A 19,845-nucleotide genomic window follows, 5' to 3' on the forward strand; every position below is an offset into this window, starting at 1 on the left:
GAAGCGTGCGCGTATGCGCGCGGGCGTTCATGCGCGTATGAACGTGAGGATGGCGTCTGCTTGGTGTTCTACACAAGCGCGACCAGCGCGAATATAGGCGGGAAGTCGCTCGAAAAAGCGGCCTTGAACCGGCGATAGGTCCGGCTCGAGCAGTAAAACCGACGCCGCCTCGAGGTCGTTGTCAATGGACTCTCGCAGGAGAATCTCGAATGCGCGTAGAAACACATCGATCATGGTCTTGGGATGGTATTCGGCTGGGAGTCTGTAGAGGTTCACCGCAAGAATGTGCCGGCATCCGAGCTGCTTCAGCGCGCTGACGGGCACGTAGTGGCGCATGGCGCCGTCCACGAGCCAATAGGGACCGTGCCTGACGGGCGGGAACACGCCGGGCAGCGCACAGCTTCCCGCGACTGCGGCGGCCACGTCGTCCGTGCGCTCGACGGTGTCCATGCGCACCTCGTTCGGCGTGAGGATGATGGGGCGCCCCGAGACGAGATCGGTTGCAAGGACGAAGAGTGGCATCTGCGGTCTGCGTGGCGCAAGCAGGCGCTCAATGTACCGCCGGAACCGCACGCCGCGAAGAAGTCCGGGTGGCATGGGTTCCCCTCGCGTGCGGAACCCGAGCCGGATGGCCCCCAGGGTGATAAGCGATTGTATGGTGGGAAAACCGTAGTCCATGAGGCGCCACCCGGGAAACGAGCCGACCAACCGCTCCAGATCGTCGGCGCGGTAGCCGTACGCATAGAGGGTGGCCACGAGGGATCCCGCGCTTGTCCCTGCGATGGCGTCTGAATACACGCCCAATCGCTCGAGTGCGGACAAGACCCCCACGTGCGCCGCGGCTTTCAGCGTGCCACCCGAAAGGGCGATGCCGAGATTCCACCTTGCGTTTGCCACAGAAACCCCCGCCTTTGTGGAGTGAGTGACCCTGGATTCGTACCTCGAGTTTGTCGATCACGTCCGGAGGTTGACTGGGATCGACCTTCGCCAATACAAGCGTCCGCAAATGGAGCGCCGCCTTGCGCATCTCCGGGATCGCCGTGGCTTCCCGGACTTTGCTTCGTACGCCGCGGCGCTTTCGCGAGATGCCAAGCTTCTTCAGGAGCTCGTCGACCGCATCACCATACAGGTATCTGAATTTTTTCGGAATCCCGAGCGGTGGGCCGACCTCCAGCATCGGCTGCAAGCTCTGCCGCCGGATGGACCGCTGCGCGCGTGGAGCGCGGGTTGTGCCCATGGCGAAGAGCCGTACAGCCTTTCCATCTTGTGCGCGGAACTCGGCCTTGAGGCGGACATCTGGGCGACCGACTTGGATGGAGACGCTCTGAACATCGCCATGGGCGGCGTGTATCCGGAGCGCGCACTGGTCAACGTCTCGCAAGGCCGGCGAGTCCGCTACTTTGAGCCCGTGTCGGGCGGATGGCGCGTTGCCCCGCACGTTCGCCGAGCCGTGCGCTTTGAGCGGCACAACCTGCTCGCGGATCCGTATCCTCGCGATCTCCACCTCATCGTATGCCGCAATTTGCTGATCTATTTGACCGACGCAGCGAAACAAAAGATTATCCTCGGTTTTTCGCGCGCCCTGAGGCCTGGAGGCCTGTTGTTTGTGGGGAGCACGGAACAGCTGGTGGGCATCGACGCGCGCGATTTCCGGCTTGTCGCCCCTTTTATGTATGAGAAGACCGGCGCATCTTGAACCCGCTCGCCCGAACCACCGTCCTTGCCATCGAATAGTGCCGCCTTCGCGTGGTCACGATAGAGAGGGGACACCATGCGAAGGAGGCGAGAGCCATGGCGGACGATCTCGGCCACACGCCTGTGCCGGACGGAAACCAGGCGCATGGGAGCGAGGTCTACCTGGATTCGGTGTTCGACGGGATCGACCGATTGCAGCAAGACGGAGGCGTCGCACCCGAGATTGCCCATGAGCGGTTGGACCCGGCCGTCGTGCCTCCGCCCGACATGACCCATCGTCGCGTGGGACCCGTTTCCTGATGAGGCGGGGCGTCGCCGTATCGGCGACGTCCGCATTCTGGTACAATACGAGGCGAACACCGACAGGCAGTGCCTGTCATTCAGGGAGACGTTCGTCTATGTCTATGGAGACTATGCAGTCTTTGACGTTGCAGGACGAGGACATCGCTCGCCTCATCATCGATGCGGACGACGTGGCCTGCGTTCACCCGCAGCACAGCGCCGAACATGCGCTCTTGGTTCTGATCAAGTCCGGCTATTCGGCCATCCCCGTCGTGACGAGCGACGGGAGAGTGGTCGGGGTGATCAGTAAAACCCTGATTCTCGATCGAATCCTCGGGCTCGAGCGGATTGAGTTTGAGGCGCTCTCTTCGTTCACCGTGCAGGATGTCATGCGCACAGACTTTCACCGCATCGGCCAGGGCGAGTCATTTTTGCGTGCGCTTCAGCTGAGCATCGACGCGCCCTTTCTGTGCGTCGAGGATGAGCACGGGAAATTTGTGGGGCTGCTCACGCGCCATGGCATTCTCGCGTATCTCCATGGGGTGATTCGCAAGGGACGAAAACGGTCCTGAGGCGGTGAGTGTTTGAGACGCGGTTTGCTCTGGACGCTTGTGTTGCTCGCGGCCGGCTGGATCGGGCAAGACGTGTACTTTCACACGCTTCATCCGATTGCCGCGCAGGTCAGGGAGGCCGCCGCAATTCGGATGCGCGATCACGACGTCCATCCCATCACCTACGGTCAGATTCCGGCCGTGTTTCGCGACGCCGTGATCGCGACGGAAGACAGGCGCTTCTGGTCCGATCCCGGCATCGATCCTGTGGGTATCGCCCGCAGCTTGGTGGTCGATGTCGAGCGCGATGGGTACGTCGAAGGTGGCTCGACGTTGACGCAGCAGCTCGTGGACAACACCATCCTCGGAAAGGAAAAGACGCTTAAGCGCAAGGTGTTGCAGGCCTGGTACGCCATTGGCCTGTATGACACGATGTCCAAGCGCGAGGTGTTCACGCTCTACACCAACGTGGTCTACTTTGGCCATGGGGCGTACGGATTGTATAATGCGTGTGAGACGTATTTTGGCAGGCCGCCGTGGGACTGCAACGCGGGTGAACTCACGCTCGTGGCAGGGCTGCCCAACGCGCCGTCCGCGTATGACCCGTTGAAGCATTACGCGCTCGCGAGGGCGCGACAGCGCGTGGTCCTCGAGAACATGGTGGACGACCGGCAGTTGTCGGCGGCCGAGGCGGATGCCATCTGGCGAGAGCCGATTGGGCTTCGGGCGAATTGAAGGAGGATGGACATGGTGGTGGAGGTACGGCTTCCCCAGCTGGGGGACAGTGTCACCAAGGCGGTGGTCACTTCCTGGCTCAAGGCCGAGGGAGATCGCGTGGAAAAGGATGAGCCCCTGCTCGAGGTGACGACGGACAAGGTGACCGTCGAAGTGCCGGCGGACGTGAGCGGCGTGCTGAAGGAAATTGTTGCGAAAGCTGGCGATCACGTGCGCATGGACGACGTGCTGTGCCGGATCGAACAAGCGTAACCTCATTCGCGCCGGCGCGGGTTGGCGAAGTACACGATGATGCCGGCGGCGACGAAGGCCACGATGAACCAAGCAATGAATACCATGTCGGATCCCCCACGTTCTGCGGTTTGGCGTCGCGTTGTTAATGTTGCTCGCAGGGGACCCTTTCATGCGCCGCGCGCGCATGCGACATGGGAAGGCGGGCCGCCCAGCGGGCGGCCTTTTCGACTTGGTCAGCAGGTTGCAGCGGCACCGTACGCGGGCACCAGCAGGAAGAACAGCACGAAGATGATCAGGAACACGACGGCCCACTGCGTGTAGCTACCAAACACGCCGTACATATTAGCCACCTCCTCTTCGCGGTTCTGGAACATCGTACGCCGCGCAGGAGGTGTGCGCTAAGGACACGCGCCCGCATTGGGGAAGGAGCGATGGATGAATGGCAGATGAAGGCGAAGGGAGATCGGAAGCCAAACGCCCCTTCCCGCGCTTCGTGGCGGATCGGCCGCATCTGGTCGAGGACGCGGAGACCGCGCTTCGCCTGGGGAAACACGTGTTGCTGCGCGGCCCCACGGGCAGTGGGAAGACGCGCCTCGCCGAGACGCTCGCCGAGCGGCTCGAGCTCGATATGGAGTCCGTGAACTGTTCGGTCGATCTCGACATGGAGGCGCTCCTTGGGTATCGCACGCTCGGCTTGGCCGAGGGGAAGACGGTCGTGGAGTACGTCGAAGGCCCCGTCGTGCGGGCGATGCGCCTGGGGCGCATGCTCTACATCGACGAGCTGAACGTGGCGCGGCCCGAGGTGTTGCCGATCCTGCACGGCGCGCTGGACCACAGGCGTCGGCTCACGAATCCCTTGACGGCCGACGTGATCGTGGCGCATCCGAACTTTTGCGTCGTCGCGGCCATGAACGAGGGATACGCGGGGACTTCTCCGTTGAACGAGGCGCTTTTAAACCGTTTTGTCGTGTTTGACGTGCCCTACGTCCAGGGGGACGCCTTGGCAGAGCTCATTCGCGAGGCTACGCCCTCGTCAACCCTGTCTGATGCCGTCGTCGACCGGTTTGTCCGGCTGTCCGCAGATCTCGTCCGGGCGAGCGACGTGGGCGAGTTGCCGCCCGAAGCGGCTTCCATCCGGGCGCTGCTCGACGCCTGCGATCTCTGTGCCCATATGCCCGCCATGCGCGCCGTCCGGTACGCGATTGCCGGGAAGCTGAGCGACCCGCGCGAACAAGACCTTGTGATGGAAATCGCAGCGAGCTACTTTGGCGATGCCTAGGAGGCCAGCCCATGTTTCGCTTCACGAGCTCCTACGAGGACGAGCCGTTGCTGTCTCTGTACACGGGACTTGCCCGCGTCCTGTCCGGGGACATGCGGCTCGCGTGCCGGTATGGGCGCCTTTCGAGCCTCCATGTCGCTTCGGCCGAGCTGGTGCTGCCGGAGGCGTATCGGAGCGCCGGGCGTGTTGGGCGCAGATCGCTGGAGCGGGCGGAGGTGTACCTGCGCGCAGGCGGCAACGCGCGATGGACGGACGGGCGCGCCCTGGCCCAAGCGCGAAAGGAAGCCGAAGCCTACCGCGCGCCCAAGCTCGCGTGGCAATGGCTGTTGACCGTGGAAGATGTGCGGCTCATGCGCAGGCTGTCAGGCGAGCGGCCTTCGTTGTCTTCGCTTTTCGCGAAGCGTGTGGCCTTTCACCGTCGGCGCGTGAAGCGACAGGCTGCGTGGCGCCCGCCGGTTGAGAACGGAGCCGTGCCTGCCGAAGAGGTGTATCTTGCGCTTTGCGGTGACCTGTTCCAATGGACGGACGATGTCCGCGCGGCGCTTTCCCTTGACACGGAGCGCGCAGCGCGGTGGGCGCTCGAACGGTTGTCACAGGCCGTGTCCTCGCGCGAAGTGGCGGATCTGTCCGAGGTGTGGTTCGATCTCGACGGGCAGCGCGCGGATCGCGCACCCGAAGCGCAGGCGCGAGCCCAAGCCGCCTCGGCGCGATCGCACGCGAAGCTCGGCTCGCGGGACGAAGCGGAACGCCCGGCGCGCCAGCGGGTGGACCTGTGGACGAGGCCCAAGGACGCAGAACGCGGCGCCTTGCTGCAAGGGCCTGCCCAAACAGGCACGCGCGCCGCGAAAGCGGGGCATGGGGGCCGGCCCGGCGATGATCGCGTGCAAGACTTCGACCGTTATGCATCCTCTCGCCTCTCGGGTCCTCCGCGGAGAAGCCCTGCGCGAGGCGAACAGGCGCCTGCCGCGATGGGCGATGAGCCACTGCAAGCCGAGGCGACGGACGTTCAAGGGTATGTGATTCGCGTTCGGCGCGATGTGCCGACATCCGCGGAGGCGGACGCGTGGCTCCAAAGCGTGCGCCAAGCGCAAGCCCGCGACCGGAGGCGGCTCTTGGAGCTGTTCTCAAGGGCCCTCGAGCGGCGCCGCGCGTGGCGAGGCGGTCTGTCGCGCCATGGGCGCACGCTTCGGCATCCGGAGCGGGTGGCCTTTGCGCCCTATCCGCGGGTGTTGGCGAAGAAGGATGTCTCGCTGCGGCGGGATGTGGCAGTGCAAATTTTGGTGGATACCTCGGGATCCATGGAGCCCTACTTGCCCGCGTGCAAGGAGGCTATTGTGATGCTGAGCGACGTCCTTCGCGCGCTCTCCGCATCGTTTGCGGTTTCCGGGTATTGGGAGGACGACGCTGCGGGGACCTCGGCGTCGCTGGAGACCATCGTGTGGGACGTCGTGCGCTTCGAGCAGTCGAGCGATCCGGCCGCCCTCGCCGGCGTCTTCTTCCTCCGTCCAGAATGGGATAACCGGGACGGCGCCGCCATTCGCTACGCGTCTTCGCGCCTCATGCGCCGGCCTGAGGCCGTCAAGTGGCTGTTCGTCGTCAGCGACGCGAGGCCGGCTGCGGAGGGATACGCGGGCGCTTACGAAGACACGCGCCGCGCGGTGGCCGATGCCAGGGCCCGCGGCATTCGGGTCGTGCACCTCGTGGTGGCCGGAGAGGCGGACGCGGCGCTCACGGATGCCGTCCGGTACCTGTACGGGCACGCGTTTGCCATCGCGACCTCTCCAGCGGACGTGCCGCTCGCGCTCCAAACTGCCCTCAAGAAGATGCTGCCAGGCATCGCTCAGCTCAGGTAATGGCCAGGTGCAACACGTCTTCGACATACGTGGCGGAGTGGTTGTAGGTCCAGATGGCGTAGTAGGGATCGGCGCTAAAGCCTTCCTGGTGCAGCATGTGAGCGGCCGAGAAAATGGCGTCCTCGACGTTGTGGATGTCGGCGACCTTATGGCCGGGCGCCGGCACGCCGAAGATGGCAAAGGTCGATGGCATAAACTGCATCGGGCCGATGGCGCCCGCGTACGATTCGATGTCGCCGTCCGTACTGAAGTCTGTCTCGACTTTGTGAATCGCCGCGAGAACGGTCCATGGAATGTCGTACTTGGCGCCGGCCTCCTTGTAAATGGGGATGAGCCAGTGGGGCGCTTCGCGCAGGAGCACGTTTTGCGCCTGGGCTCCGCCGAAGGAACTCGACGGATCGATCACGAGTCGTTCGCCAGGATACAGCACATCGGACGGCGACAAGTGATTCGCGCTGCAGATGGCGGAGACGGAGACGCCAAAGATGTTCGAGATCTCCCAAAGCGAGTCTCCCGGTTGGACCGTGTAGGTGAGACTTGGCAGTCGATACGAGGGACTCGCTTCCGGCGATTTCGGCAACGCGAGTGCGTGCGTGGCACCGTGGGGAAGGCGAAGAGCTTGTCCGATGTGAAGCACCGTCGAGCGCAGGTGGTTGAGCCGGACAATGGCGGCCACGGAGGTGTGGTGTTCCTTGGCGATGGTCCACAGGCACTGGCCGGTGTGCACGCGGACGAGATCGGCGGAAACAGGTCGGACCTGCGCGCTTGCGGTGGCTGTGCGCTTCTCGAGCAGTGGCGCGGTGACCTGATCCCGCTCGGCGGTGGAATTGAATTTCAGGTTCAGCGTTTCCACCTCGATGGGCCCCGAGGAACGTGAGCGTTTGGCGCCCCAGTCCGCGCGCATGGTGTCCGACGCGAACGACTCCCGCGGGTCCACGGCGCGCGCTTCAGCCACGGGCGCGATGCCATTCGTCGTCCGGGAAATGCGCTCGCTCGTCCAAAGGCCGACGACAGCGACCAACGCGAGGGCGGAAGCCACGAAGGTTTGCCAACGGCGGCGGAACATGGACATCTCCCCTTTGCACCAAGCGTAGGAGCTTGTTTTATGGAGAGATGTACGCGGGCGTGCGGACAAGTATGACAAGCTAGTCGAATCGATGACTCCAATCGACGGCCTCAAGCAACATCCCGGCGAACTGTTCCGCCTCGAGCGGGCAAAATTCCATCTGCACATCCTGCTCCGGTCCGAGGATTTGAATGATATAATCGCACCCGTGAGTGCAGGGCGGCGTATGCCAGGCTGCGGATTCGCGGCCCACCACGCGATACGTGTAGGGAAGGGTCGACATCGACAAAGCACCTCTTTTCGGGCAAACGGGCCCATGTTTGTTATAGCCCGTTCCTGCGCGCGGCAAACCCCGCATAGTGCGGGCGAGCGTCGCGAAAGTTAAAATGAGGTGAGTTGGCATGCGCACCCTGGATAAGCTTTTGTACGCAGCGGTACTCGGAGGGCTCGTCGCGATCGGCGTGGCGTACTTGTACTTCGCCGTGCGCCATCTTGGCCTTTGACGCGTCAGGGGGTGGGATCGGTTGTTGGAAGAATACGTGGTGCCGAGTGAACTCGCGGGTCGGCGATTGTCGGCGGTGTTGAGCGGGCGGCTCGGCATGTCGCGGAGGATGCTCAGGCGCATCATTCAGGCGGGGGGATTTTACTTAAACGGGGAACCGGTTTATCTTTCCGTGACGGTGCAGGACGGAGACCGCGTCACATGGGAACGTCCCGAGGAAGAGGTCGCGGTGGATCCCGAGGCCATCCCGCTCGAAATCTGTTATGAGGACGCCGACGTGATGGTCGTCAACAAGCCTGCGGGCATGCTGACGCATCCTTCCCCGCACGAGCGCCGCGGCTCGCTGTTGGCGGCCGCCGCGCACTACCTGGGCGATACGCGCGGTGTGCCGCATGCGGTGCATCGGCTGGACAAGTACACGTCGGGCGCGGTCCTCATCGCAAAGCATGCGCACGCACACCATCAGCTGGACCGCGCACTGCGGCAGGGGCTGGTCGACAGAAGGTACGTGGCCATCGTCTACGCGCCCGAGGGATGCGAGACCGGGCGCTGGCTCACGTTTGTCGACGGCCTGGCGCCCAATCCTCAACGCCCGTCCCGCAGAATTGTCGTGCCGCCGGACCGCGGCGATCGCGCCGTCACGCACGCACTTCCTCTGGCACAGGCGGGGCCGCTTGCGCTGGTGGCCTTGGTGCTCGAAACGGGGCGCACGCATCAGATACGCGCGCAGATGGCTTCACACGGCATGCCCTTGGTCGGGGACCGGGACTACACGTACGCGATGGCGAATCGGCGCGATCCGCTCGGCCAAGCTTCGTTCTACGAAAGGGCGTTTGGGCGGCAGGCGCTTCATGCCTACGCGCTCTCCTGGCCGCGCGTCGAGGATCGCGCGCTGTGCACGGTCCGCGCGCGCGTCGCCGACGACATGCGCGAGCTGTGGCAAACGGTGTCTGGGCGCGACGACATCGAGGCGTGGTGCGATGAAGCGCAGCGCGTCGAGCCGCCGCAAGATCCGATGTCTGGAATCTCCGGCTTCTAATCGCCGAGCGCGGCACGGCCTTGAGGAGGTGTCTCTTCGTTGACCAAATACAAGGGGTTGTTCAAGCAACTGCTCGCGGCGCACGGAGGTCCCGGTTTTGAGGAGGAGGTCCGCAACCTCATCCTTCCGCATCTATCGGAATATGCGACTGAGATGTGGACCGACGCTCTGGGGAACCTGATCGGCCTCATCCCAGGCACGGGGACCGGCCGCCGCCCGCGCATCCTCGTGTCGGCGCACATCGACGAGATCGCGCTCGTGGTGACGCGAGTGGAATCCGGCGGGTTTCTCCGCCTGGCGCCGTCGGGCGGCTTTGATCCTCGCGCGCTCGTCGGCCAGGAGGTCGTCGTGCATGCCGCGAGCGGTCGGATGTGGGGCGTCGTCGGCGCGAAACCGCCCCATCTCACCTCGCCGTCCGAGCGCTCAAAGGCCCCCAAGCTCGAAGACCTGTACGTCGATCTCGCCTTGCCTGAGGAGGAGGTCCGCTCGCGCGTGCGCGTGGGCGATCGCGTCACGATCCAGCGCGCGCCGTTCGACCTCTTGAATGGGCGCATCGCGGGCAAGTCGGTGGACAACCGGGCGAGCGCGGCCGTCCTGCTCGAATCGCTTCACCTGTTGAGGGGCATGGCGCACGAAGCAGACCTGTACGCCGTGTTCACGGTGCAGGAAGAGGTCGGCTTGCGCGGTGCGCAAACGGCGGGGTTCGGCCTCATGCCGGACATCGCCATAGCGCTCGATGTCACGTTTGGCGCATTCCCCGGCCAACCTGCGGACGCTTCGTTCGCGCTCGAGAGCGGTGTGGCCATTTCGTTTGGGCCCAACTTGCACCGAAAGGTCTTCCGCCGCTTGGTGGAATGCGCGGACAGGCACCGGATTCCCTACCAGGTTGAGTTGTCGCAGCGGCCCGTTGGCGCGGATGCCAACGCGTTTCAAATCGCGGGTCCCGGCCTCGCCACAGCCCTCATCGGCCCGCCCATTCGCTACATGCACACGTCGGTCGAAACGGTCGCGTACGACGACATTTGGCAGTGCGCGCGACTCCTTGCCCACTATGTGGCGGAGGTCGACGCCTCGCAGGTGGAGGAGTTGACATGTTACTAAAGGAGCTCACGGAGGCTTTCGGCCCCACCGGTTTTGAGGACGAAGTGCGCCGCGTCGTGCGCCGCGAACTGGAAGCGATGGGCCTTGCGGCGCGCACCGACGTCTTGGGCAACGTCATCGTGCAAAAAGGGGACGATCACGCCGGCCCCCGCGTCATGCTCGACGCGCACATGGACGAAGTTGGCCTCATGGTGACGCACATTGGCGAAGGGCGAGACGAGGGCGGGCTGCTTCGGTTTCGGCCGCTCGGCGGCGTCGATCCTCGCGTGCTCGTGTCCAAGCCCGTCTGGGTCGGCGAATCGCGCATTGCGGGCGTGATCGGCGCAAAACCGATCCATCTCCAGCAGCCGACCGATCGAGAGAAGCCGATTCCCATGGAGCAGTTGTACATCGACATCGGCGCCCGCGACGCTGATGATGCCAGACGCCACGTCAAGCCGGGCGATCCCGTCGTGTTTGCCACCGAGTATCAGGAGCTTTCGCATGGCATGGCCAAGGCGAAATCGTTCGACGACCGCGTGGGCTGTTATATCTTGCTTGAAGCGCTGCGCCGCTGGCAAGGAACGCTTCCGGTCTTTGGCGCGTTCACGGTGCAGGAGGAGATTGGCCTGCGCGGCGCGCACGCTGCCGCCTACCAGATCCAGCCGGACATCGCCATCGCCATCGAGGGCACCGTCGCGCACGACGTGGTGGACACGCCCTCTCACGGCCAGTCGACCGTGCTTGGAAAGGGGCCTGCCCTCACGGTGCAGGATGGCTTAACCATCGCCAACCGGCGCTTCGCCGAATTTCTTTGGGAGACGGCGAAATCGCGCAACATTCCGGTTCAGTGGCGCCGGGTGAAGGGCGGATCGAACGATTTCGGCGCCATTCATCGGATTGGAAAAGGGGTCGTCGGCGGCGCGATTTCAGTGCCCGTGCGGTACATCCATGCCCCGACGCAGGTCGTGTCGCTCGACGACGTGAAGCACGCCATCGATCTTGTGGTCGCGGTGCTCGACGAGATCGCCAAGGGAGGATTTCGCCCATGAGGGACGCGGTGATGCGGTGGTTGGACTACGTCGCTCCCAGCGGGAGCGAGCGAACGTTGGTGGACGCCCTGTTGGATTCGGTCCGCGAGGCGGCGGATGAGGTCTTGGTGGATGCGCTCGGCAGCGGCATCGCGCGCAAGCGCGGCGACGGTCCTCATCTCATGCTCGCGGCGCACGTCGATGAGCCGGGGCTCATGGTCATCGATATCGATGACCGCGGCTATCTGCACGTCGTCTCGGTGGGCGATGTGAAGCCGCGCGAATGTGTGGGCCGGCAGGTGGTCTTCACGAATGGCGCGGTCGGATTGGTGCACGCGGAAGAGCCGAAGGAGGGCGATCTCGACATCGACGCGCTCGTGATCGATGTCGGGGCGCGATCGCGCGAAGAGGCGGAGCGGCTCGCGCCGATTGGAACGGCTGGCGTCCTGATGGTGCAGCCGGTGTCGTGGGGAGAGAGCCTCGTGACGGGCCGCGCGATCGACAATCGGTTGGGTTGCTGGGCCGCTGCCGAAGCGTTCCGCAGGCTCAGTGCAAAAGGAAAAAACGTCAGCCTGGCGTTCACGGCGCAAAACGTCGTCGGGGCGAGGGCTGCGCGGGCTGCCGCTTTCCAGCTGGAGCCGGCTTACGCCATCGTGGTGGATGCGGCAGACGCGGACGATGTGCTGCACAGGTCGCCGGTCGTGGCGCTCGGCAAGGGCCCCGTGCTCAAGGTGATGGATCGGGCGACCGTCGTGCCGCTTGAGGGTAAGCGGGCCGTCGAAAAGGCGGCGGATGGGCTCGGGCTCGCGCTTCAGTACGAGGTATCTCGCGAGGCGTGGAGCGATACGGGGGCCATTCAGCTTTCGCGCGGCGGTTGTGTCGCGATCGGGCTTGGCTATCCGGTTCGCCGGGCGGGCGCGTTTGCGGCGACGGCCGATCTGGCGGACGTGGACGGGCTGATCCGGCTCCTCGTGGCGACCGCGGAGGGACTGTTGGGCGGATGACTGGGGCGGGCGCGATGCCCGCCTCGAGTATGCTATACTACCGGTAATTCGCAGAGACGAACGCTTATGGGAGAGAGCAGGAAGTGGAGGGGCAGCCTTTGTTGCGCTACTTGTCGGCAGGAGAGTCACATGGACCGGCGCTCACCGTCGTGATCGACGGCTTTCCGAGCAACGTCGTGATCCACAAAGAAAAAATTGACGAACAATTGCGACGCAGGCAGCAGGGATACGGGCGCGGGTATCGCCAACAGATTGAGTCCGACGAGGTGCAGGTGACGAGCGGCATCCGCTTTGGCAAGACGCTCGGCACGCCGATCACGCTCGTCGTCCAGAACCGGGACTTCAAGAATTGGTCGGCGAAGATGGCGCCGTTTGGCGACAAGCCGGAGGGGCTGCGCGAAATTTACCGGCCGCGCCCGGGCCATGCGGATTTGGCGGGCGCCATCAAGTACGATCACGACGATATTCGCAATGTCCTCGAGCGCGCGAGCGCGCGAAACACGGCGACCATGGTCGCGGCAGGGGCCCTCGCCAGGCAGCTCTTGGAGCACTTCGGGATTCGCGTCGTCGCCCATGTGGTGGAGCTGTGCGACGTCAAGGCAACGCAGTTTCCTGACACCCTCGACGAACTTGAGGCGCGCGCCAACGCGTCCCCCGTTCGCTGTGCGGACGAAGCCGCAGCCGAGCGGATGATGGCTCGGATCGACGAGGCGAAGGCGGCCGGCGACACGGTCGGCGGCATTTTCGAAGTCATCGTGCGGGGCTGCCCCATCGGCCTCGGGAGTTATGCGCAGCCGGATCGCAGGTTGGACGGCAGGCTCGCGGGTGCCTTGATGAGTATCCAGGCGATGAAGGGCGTGGAGATTGGACTTGGATTCGAGGCGGCGCGGCGCATGGGATCGAAGGTGCACGACCCCATTTTGTACGACGGCACGCGGTATGTCCGCTCGCATAACGGCGCGGGCGGCCTCGAGGGCGGCGTGACGAATGGGGAGGACATCGTCGTCCGCGCCGCCATGAAGCCGATCAGCACGCTTTACAATCCGCTTCCGAGCGTGAACATGAAGACGAAAGAGGCCGAGCCAGCGGCGATCGAGCGATCCGACATCTGCGCGCTGCCGGCGGCCTCCGTGGTCGGCGAAAACGTCGTGGCCTGGGTGATCGCGGAAGCGTTTTTGGAGAAGTTTGGGGGAGACTCCCTCGAACAGATCGAAGACGCGGTGCGGGCGTACCAGTTGCGGGTGAGCCAGCGATGAGCGGGCGCGTCCGGCTCGAGGTGCAGAGCGCGCAGGGGGCGTATCCGGTCGTGGTGGGCGCGGGGGTTCGGTACGCGCTGCCGGAAATCCTGGCGGACCTGCGGCTTGACGACCGAAGGATCGCCGTGATCACGGACGAGATCGTGCGGGAGACGCCGTTTTTCGCCGGACTTCTTGCTGCGCTGCAGGGCGTAGGGCGCGGTCTCTTGACCCTCCAGTTTCCCGCCGGGGATGCGCACAAGAGCTTGGCCACGGCGGCGGAGCTGTACCACGGCCTGGTTCGCGGAGGCTTTCGCCGCGGCGACGTCATCTTGGCGGTCGGCGGCGGCGTGGTGGGAGACCTCGCGGGGTTCGTGGCAGCCACGTACATGCGCGGTGTGCCGTATGTCCAGGTGCCCACGACCTTGCTCGCGCATGACAGTGCCATCGGAGGCAAGGTGGGCGTCAATTTGGAAGAGGGGAAAAACCTCGTCGGAGCCTTTTATCCGCCGCGCGCGGTGTTGTTTGACACCGAAGCGCTCACCACGCTGGATGCGCGCCAGTGGAGAAACGGCATGGCTGAGGTGATCAAGCACGCCATCATCGCGGATCCGGACCTGTTTTTGCGGCTCGAGACCCAGCCAATGCCTCAGTTGGCCGATCCGTCTGGTTTCGTCGACATCGCCGCGCGCGCCATGCGCGTGAAGGTGGACGTCGTCACGCAGGACGAACGGGAGAGCGGACTTCGCCAGGTGCTCAACGTCGGACACACGGTGGGGCACGCTGTGGAACAGTTTTCTGGATATGCGCTGGGGCACGGAGAGGCCGTCTCGATTGGACTGGTGGTGGAAGCCGCCATCGCCGCAAATCGCGGCTTGTTATCTTGGGCCGACGCCCAACGCATCGCGTCTGCACTCGAGCGCCACGGCCTTCCCACGCGCCCGCCGTATGCGGACGTGGATGCCGTGCTGAAGCTCGTGGAAGTGGATAAGAAGCATACCCACGACGGGTGGGTGTTCGCGCTGCCCGCCGCCATCGGGCGCGTGGAGATTGTCCGCGTCAAGCCGGACGAGGTCCGGGTGGCGTACGAACAGGTGAGGGAGGGACACCGTCCATGAAGGTCAGAGGACTGCGCGGCGCCACGACGGTGGCCCACAATGACCGAGACGAAATTCTGAAGGCCACGCGTGAGCTGATGGAAGAAATGGTTCGAGCGAATGACATCGATGTCGACGACGTGGCAAGCGTCATTCTCACCATGACGCCTGACCTGAACGCGGCGTTTCCAGCGTTCGCCGTTCGTCAGCTCCCTGGGTGGCAGTGGGTGCCGCTCATGTGTGCCACCGAAATCAACGTGCCGGGATCGCTGCCGCGGAGCATTCGTGTGTTGGTGCATTTGAACACGGACAAACGGCAGGATGAGCTGGTGCACGTGTACCTGGGCGAAGCCGTTCAACTGCGGCCGGACATCGCGACGCGCTGACCGCCGAGGTGATCGGGGGAGGAGTTGAGCGCCTAAGTTTTGCGCTCCTTGGTTGACGGATGAGGCGGAGGCGGCTAACATAGTCGTAACAGCTCTGTGGACGTCAGTCGAGCTGAGTTGAGGCAGAGGAGAGCGCCAGCCGGGTGCTCTGGTGAGAGGAGTCGAGTTATGCAGGATCTGGTCCGGGAAACGCTTGGTGCTGTCGTCTCAGGTAAAATTATGGATGAAAAGACAGCGGAATCTTTTCTTGAGGCTTGGATGGATGGCCACGTTTCGCCCATCCAGGCTGCGGCCGTGGTGAGCGTGATGGCTCACCGCGGCGAAAAGGCTTCGGAAATTGCTGGTTTTGCGCGTGCGATGCGCAGCCATGCCGTTCGTCTGCAGGCGCCTGAGGAGGCGCTCGATACCTGCGGCACGGGCGGCGACGGAAAGGACACCTTCAATATCTCGACAGCGGTCGCCTTCGTCGCAGCGGCGGCCGGCATTCCTGTGGCGAAGCACGGCAACCGCGCGGCTTCAAGCCGAAGCGGCAGTGCGGATGTGTTGCAGGCGCTCGGCGCTGTCATTGACCTGCCCGTGTCCGCCTCGGAGACGCTCCTTCAGACCGTTGGCCTCTGCTTTTTGTTCGCGCAAGTGTATCACCCCGCCATGAAGGCCGCTGCCCAAGTGCGCAAAGAACTTGGCTTTCGCACCATCTTCAATATCCTCGGACCTTTGACCAACCCCGCTGGCGCCAAGCGCCAGGTGCTCGGCGTCTTTCAGCCGCAGCTTGTCTCCATCGTGGGCGAGGCCCTGGCAAGCCTCGGTTCAAAACACGCCCTGGTGGTCCATGGCGCGGGCGGCTTGGATGAACTTTCGCTCGCCGGCCCGTCTCTGGTTGCCGAGGTCAAGGACGGGATCGTCCGAACGTACGAGGTAGCGCCGGAGGACGTGGGGCTGGCCGCGGCGCCCATTGAAGCCGTTCGCGGCGGCACGCCGGAGGAAAATGCCGCCATTGTGCGCGGGGTTCTCTGCGGCGAGGAGCGTGGGCCGAAGCGCGACATTGTGCTGTACAACGCGGGAGCGGCGCTCTACGTGGGCGGGCGCGCGGCGTCCATCGAGGAGGGCGTCCAACTGGCGGCGCACATCATCGACGACGGCCGCGCGCTGGCGACGTTGGACGCGTTTGTCGACGGATCGCAGAAGTTGGCGGGCGCGAAGGAGGCGGTCAGCTCATGACCAGCATCTTGCACCAGATTCTCGAGACGAAGCGTCGGGAAGTTGAACAACTGCGCGCGCGCGTCGAACGGGAAGGGGCTTTTCCGGCGCGGACCGCACCGTATCGCTCGCTTGCGGAGCGATTGCGCCGGTCGGAGCGTCTGGGCGTCATCGCGGAAATCAAACGCAAGAGTCCCTCGAAGGGCGTGTTTCAAACGGAGGTCGATCCCGCCGAGCGCGCTCGCGTCTACGAGCAGGGCGGCGCTTCAGCCGTATCCGTGTTGACGGATCAGGTGTACTTTCACGGAACCCTCGATGATCTGGTCTCCGTGCGCGCGTCTGTCAACATTCCTGTTCTTCGCAAAGATTTCGTGATCGACGAAATCCAGGTGGACGAGGCGGCGTCCGCTGGGGCCGACGTCGTGCTGCTCATCGCGGCCGCGTTGCCCGCGGACCGGCTGGTCGAATTGTCGAAGTACGCACAGGCCAAGGGCTTAGAGGTACTGCTTGAAGTGCACGGCGAAGAGGAAGTGGAGGCCGCCCTCGCGGCGTCGCCCACCCTCGTCGGGATCAACAACCGCGACTTGCGGACGTTCGAGGTGGATCTGCGCACGTCGGAGCGGGTGCTGAGCCGATTGCCGGAGGGCGTGATGGCCATCGCCGAGAGCGGCATCATGGGCCGGGCCGACGCGGTTCGGATGGCCGTGGCCGGGGCACGAGGGATCCTCGTGGGTGAATTGCTCATGCGGCATGCGGATCTCGCCTCGGTGCGCGCTCAGGTGGCCGAACTGTGTGTCCCGCTCGAGGCGGTGGCCAAGTGAGGTCCCTGCCTTCGGTGAAGATCTGCGGGCTTCGTCCCGGCGACGACCTGTCGTTTCTGCGTCACCCGCTCATCACGCACGTGGGCATCGTCTTGGTGCGTGCGTCGAAGCGTTACGTGGCTCCAGAAGACGCGCGGCAGTTGGTCGAGGCCGTGAACGTCAGACGGCCGGACGTCAAGACGGTGGCGGTGGTCGCGGGAGGGCTCGGGGACGAGCTCATTCGCGTCGCGCGGACTGCGGGTGTCGACGTCGTGCAGCTGCACGGCGGAGAACCGTCGGACGTGGCTCGACGGCTGCGCGAGGCCGGGTTTCAAGTGTGGCGCGCGATGGCGTTTGACCCGGGAGAGGATCCGAGGCGCTTTTTGGACGACATGAAGGCGCATGCGGCCGACGCAGATGCCCTATTGCTCGACGCGAAGCCCCCGGCGGACGCGAAGCCTGGTGTCACAGGCGGCCACGGGCGGACGTTTGACTGGGATCGCCTGGCGGACATCGCGCGCGTGCCGTTCGACTTTGACTGGTGGGTCGCAGGCGGCATTCGGCCCGAAAACGTGCAGGAGCTGTTGCGCCGGGTACGACCCTCGGGCATCGACGTGTCGTCGGGCGTCGAGCTTGGCGGGCGCAAGGACGTCGGTCGCATTGATGAGTTGATCCAGGCAATGGAGGCGTGGGGCCATGAGTCGTTATCCTTATCCTGATGAGACAGGCCGGTATGGGGCGTTTGGCGGGCGCTATGTCCCGGAGACGCTGATGTCGGCGCTGTTGCAGCTTGAGCAAGATTACCTGCGCCTTTCGCGAGACGAGTCGTTTCAGGCGGAGCTTCGGTATTATCTGGAGAACTACGCAGGCCGGCCGACGCCCCTGTACTATGCGGAGCGCCTGAGCCAACACCTCGGGGGTCCCAAAATCTATCTCAAGCGAGAGGACCTGAATCACACGGGCGCCCACAAGATCAACAACGCCTTGGGGCAGGCGCTTCTCGCGCTGCGGACCGGGAAAAGACGGGTCATCGCGGAGACCGGCGCTGGGCAGCACGGGGTGGCCACGGCCACAGTCGCCGCGCGGTTTGGTCTGGCGTGCACGGTTTTTATGGGTGAAGAGGACATGCGCAGGCAGGCGCTGAACGTGTTTCGGATGCGGATGCTCGGCGCCGAAGTCGTGGCCGCGACCTCCGGCACGAGGACGTTGAAGGACGCGACCAACGAGGCCATCCGCCACTGGGTGGCGCACGTCGAGGACACCCACTACATCATCGGGTCCGTGGTGGGACCTCATCCCTATCCGATGATGGTGCGCGATTTTCAGCGCGTCATTGGCGACGAGGCGCGGGCGCAGGTGCTCGAGTACGAGGGGCGCCTTCCTACCAGCGTCGTCGCGTGCGTCGGAGGCGGCAGCAATGCGATGGGCATCTTTTATCCGTTCATCGAGGACGAGGATGTGGAACTTGTCGGCTGCGAAGCCGCGGGCCACGGCCTCTCGACCGCCTATCACGCGGCGAGCATCGCCAAGGGCCGGCCGGGCGTCCTTCATGGTGCCAAGACGATGCTCCTGCAGGACGAGTACGGCCAGGTACAGCCAGCCCATTCCATCTCGGCAGGACTGGATTATCCGGGCATCGGGCCCGAACACGCGCATTTGGCGGCGACGGGCCGGGCGACCTATGTGCCGGTGACCGACGAGGAGGCGCTCGAAGCGTTTTTCCTCCTGTCGAAGTTGGAGGGGATTATCCCTGCGCTCGAGAGCGCGCACGCCATTGCGTACGTCGTGCGCGAGGCGCGCCGGTATCGCCAGGACGACATCGTCATTGTCTGCCTGTCTGGGCGCGGCGATAAGGACGTCGAGCAGGTCGCTGCTCGCGAGGGAGGCGGAGAGCATGAATCGCATTCGTGAGGCCTTTCAAGCCGGGCACAAGCTGCTCATCCCATTCGTCGTGGCTGGCGATCCCGACTACGAGCGTTCGCTCGATCTCGCCTCTGCCATCCTCGACGCAGGTGCGGATATGCTGGAAATCGGCTTTCCGTATTCCGATCCACTGGCCGACGGCCCAGTCATTCAGGCCGCCGCGGTACGTAGTCTGAAGCAAGGCACGCGCCTTGTGGACTGCTTGCGACTCGTGGCGGACCTTCGGAAGCGGTCGGCAAAGCCGCTCATCGCGTTTACGTATGTGAATCCGCTCGTGCAATACGGTGTCGACCGCTTCTTCGCGGAACTGGCCGCCGCAGGGGGGGACGGCGTGATCGTCCCCGACGTGCCCCTTGAGGAGGCGGGCGAGGTGGCGGACGCAGCTGAGCAGCACGGCATCTGCTTCGTCCCGCTCGTGGCGCCGACGTCAGGGGAAAGCCGAGTGCGCGCCATCGTGCGGGCGGCCCGGGGCTTCGTCTACTGCGTCTCTTCGCTCGGCGTCACGGGGGAGCGCCAGCAGGTCTCCCAGCAGGTGCGCGCCTTGGTCGATCTCGTCCGTAAGCACACCGATCTCCCGGCCTGCGTGGGCTTCGGCGTCAGCCGGCCCGATCACGTCCGCGAGATCGCCGAATTTGCGGACGGCGTGATTGTCGGGAGTGCTTACGTGCGGAGAATCGCGGACGCCATCGAGGCGGGGCGAGATCCCATCCCGGAGGTGGCGGCGTTCACCGAACAGCTCAAGCAAGCGGCCACGGAGGCCATCGACCTGCGCTAGCGGGATTGTCCTCCTTCGCCGATTGTGATAGACTTTTCGAACCATTCACATGATGCACACAGAAAATAGGCTTGGAGGAGA

The 19,845-nt window shown here is 64.5% G+C and carries 22 protein-coding genes; 19 read left to right on the forward strand and 3 right to left on the reverse strand.

Features of this window, described 5'->3' with window-relative positions; genetic code table 11:
• Positions 1-27: 27 nt before the first annotated feature.
• Positions 28-897, reverse strand: a complete 870-nt coding sequence (locus tag BW934_RS09815) for a patatin-like phospholipase family protein (RefSeq protein WP_076347612.1) — start codon at positions 895-897, stop codon at positions 28-30.
• A 25-nt stretch (positions 898-922) separates the two neighbouring features.
• On the opposite strand from BW934_RS09815, the gene BW934_RS09820 reads away from it, so the two are divergent.
• The 7 genes from BW934_RS09820 to BW934_RS09850 all read left to right on the forward strand — a co-directional run bounded on the left by BW934_RS09820 (position 923) and on the right by BW934_RS09850 (position 6,629).
• Positions 923-1,696, forward strand: a complete 774-nt coding sequence (locus tag BW934_RS09820) for a CheR family methyltransferase (protein WP_234969719.1) — start codon at positions 923-925, stop codon at positions 1,694-1,696.
• A gap of 95 nt (positions 1,697-1,791) precedes the next feature.
• Complete coding sequence (locus BW934_RS09825; RefSeq protein WP_076347614.1) at positions 1,792-1,995, forward strand: hypothetical protein; 204 nt, start codon at positions 1,792-1,794, stop codon at positions 1,993-1,995.
• Between the two features lie 98 nt (positions 1,996-2,093).
• A complete protein-coding gene (gene cbpB, locus BW934_RS09830; protein WP_076347616.1) occupies positions 2,094-2,549 on the forward strand; it encodes a cyclic-di-AMP-binding protein CbpB in 456 nt (151 codons plus the stop codon).
• A gap of 12 nt (positions 2,550-2,561) precedes the next feature.
• Complete coding sequence (locus BW934_RS09835; RefSeq protein ID WP_076347618.1) at positions 2,562-3,263, forward strand: biosynthetic peptidoglycan transglycosylase; 702 nt, start codon at positions 2,562-2,564, stop codon at positions 3,261-3,263.
• A gap of 12 nt (positions 3,264-3,275) precedes the next feature.
• The gene (locus BW934_RS09840) at positions 3,276-3,515 is read left to right on the forward strand and encodes a biotin/lipoyl-containing protein (RefSeq protein ID WP_234969721.1); all 240 of its coding nucleotides are present in this window, start codon (positions 3,276-3,278) and stop codon (positions 3,513-3,515) included.
• Positions 3,516-3,936: 421 nt separating this feature from the next.
• Entirely contained in the window at positions 3,937-4,776 is an 840-nt protein-coding gene (locus tag BW934_RS09845) for an ATP-binding protein (protein ID WP_076347620.1), read from the forward strand.
• Between the two features lie 11 nt (positions 4,777-4,787).
• Entirely contained in the window at positions 4,788-6,629 is a 1,842-nt protein-coding gene (locus tag BW934_RS09850) for a nitric oxide reductase (RefSeq protein WP_076347622.1), read from the forward strand.
• Here the strand turns inward: BW934_RS09850 and BW934_RS09855 are convergent.
• Both BW934_RS09855 and BW934_RS09860 read right to left on the reverse strand, forming a co-directional pair.
• Positions 6,622-7,695 (reverse strand): lytic transglycosylase domain-containing protein, encoded by a 1,074-nt coding sequence (locus BW934_RS09855; RefSeq protein ID WP_076347624.1) that lies wholly within the window; start codon positions 7,693-7,695, stop codon positions 6,622-6,624. The two genes, BW934_RS09850 and BW934_RS09855, sit on opposite strands and share 8 nt — an antisense overlap.
• 79 nt (positions 7,696-7,774) lie before the next feature.
• Positions 7,775-7,978: a hypothetical protein gene (locus BW934_RS09860; RefSeq protein WP_076347626.1), complete on the reverse strand. Its 204-nt coding sequence runs from the start codon at positions 7,976-7,978 to the stop codon at positions 7,775-7,777.
• Positions 7,979-8,219: 241 nt separating this feature from the next.
• Here BW934_RS09860 and BW934_RS09865 point away from each other — a divergent pair, with 241 nt between their 5' ends.
• The 12 genes from BW934_RS09865 (at position 8,220) to trpA (ending at position 19,764) form a co-directional block, all read left to right on the forward strand.
• The gene (locus tag BW934_RS09865) at positions 8,220-9,236 is read left to right on the forward strand and encodes an RluA family pseudouridine synthase (protein WP_234969722.1); all 1,017 of its coding nucleotides are present in this window, start codon (positions 8,220-8,222) and stop codon (positions 9,234-9,236) included.
• 39 nt (positions 9,237-9,275) lie between these two features.
• Positions 9,276-10,337: a M42 family metallopeptidase gene (locus tag BW934_RS09870; protein ID WP_076347628.1), complete on the forward strand. Its 1,062-nt coding sequence runs from the start codon at positions 9,276-9,278 to the stop codon at positions 10,335-10,337.
• Complete coding sequence (locus BW934_RS09875; protein ID WP_076347630.1) at positions 10,328-11,368, forward strand: M42 family metallopeptidase; 1,041 nt, start codon at positions 10,328-10,330, stop codon at positions 11,366-11,368. Before BW934_RS09870 ends, BW934_RS09875 begins: the two co-directional genes overlap by 10 nt.
• Complete coding sequence (locus BW934_RS09880; protein WP_076347632.1) at positions 11,365-12,351, forward strand: zinc-binding metallopeptidase family protein; 987 nt, start codon at positions 11,365-11,367, stop codon at positions 12,349-12,351. Before BW934_RS09875 ends, BW934_RS09880 begins: the two co-directional genes overlap by 4 nt.
• A 98-nt stretch (positions 12,352-12,449) precedes the next feature.
• The gene (aroC, locus tag BW934_RS09885; RefSeq protein WP_076347634.1) at positions 12,450-13,607 is read left to right on the forward strand and encodes a chorismate synthase; all 1,158 of its coding nucleotides are present in this window, start codon (positions 12,450-12,452) and stop codon (positions 13,605-13,607) included.
• Positions 13,604-14,704 carry a 3-dehydroquinate synthase gene (gene aroB / locus BW934_RS09890; RefSeq protein ID WP_076347636.1) on the forward strand — a complete coding sequence of 367 codons (1,101 nt, stop codon included), beginning with the start codon at positions 13,604-13,606 and terminating at the stop codon, positions 14,702-14,704. The genes aroC and aroB overlap by 4 nt, the downstream gene beginning before the upstream one ends.
• A complete protein-coding gene (aroH, locus tag BW934_RS09895; RefSeq protein ID WP_076347638.1) occupies positions 14,701-15,069 on the forward strand; it encodes a chorismate mutase in 369 nt (122 codons plus the stop codon). Before aroB ends, aroH begins: the two co-directional genes overlap by 4 nt.
• Before the next feature lie 168 nt (positions 15,070-15,237).
• On the forward strand, positions 15,238-16,287 hold the full coding sequence (gene trpD, locus BW934_RS09900; protein WP_076347640.1) for an anthranilate phosphoribosyltransferase: 1,050 nt from the start codon (positions 15,238-15,240) through the stop codon (positions 16,285-16,287).
• Positions 16,284-17,087, forward strand: a complete 804-nt coding sequence (gene trpC / locus BW934_RS09905; protein WP_076347642.1) for an indole-3-glycerol phosphate synthase TrpC — start codon at positions 16,284-16,286, stop codon at positions 17,085-17,087. Before trpD ends, trpC begins: the two co-directional genes overlap by 4 nt.
• Positions 17,084-17,785, forward strand: a complete 702-nt coding sequence (locus tag BW934_RS09910; protein ID WP_076347644.1) for a phosphoribosylanthranilate isomerase — start codon at positions 17,084-17,086, stop codon at positions 17,783-17,785. The genes trpC and BW934_RS09910 overlap by 4 nt, the downstream gene beginning before the upstream one ends.
• On the forward strand, positions 17,763-18,977 hold the full coding sequence (gene trpB, locus BW934_RS09915) for a tryptophan synthase subunit beta (RefSeq protein ID WP_076347646.1): 1,215 nt from the start codon (positions 17,763-17,765) through the stop codon (positions 18,975-18,977). The genes BW934_RS09910 and trpB overlap by 23 nt, the downstream gene beginning before the upstream one ends.
• A complete protein-coding gene (trpA, locus tag BW934_RS09920; RefSeq protein ID WP_076347648.1) occupies positions 18,961-19,764 on the forward strand; it encodes a tryptophan synthase subunit alpha in 804 nt (267 codons plus the stop codon). Before trpB ends, trpA begins: the two co-directional genes overlap by 17 nt.
• Positions 19,765-19,845: the final 81 nt, after the last annotated feature.

Origin of the sequence: Alicyclobacillus vulcanalis (assembly GCF_900156755.1) — a bacterium.
GTDB lineage: Bacteria > Bacillota > Bacilli > Alicyclobacillales > Alicyclobacillaceae > Alicyclobacillus > Alicyclobacillus vulcanalis.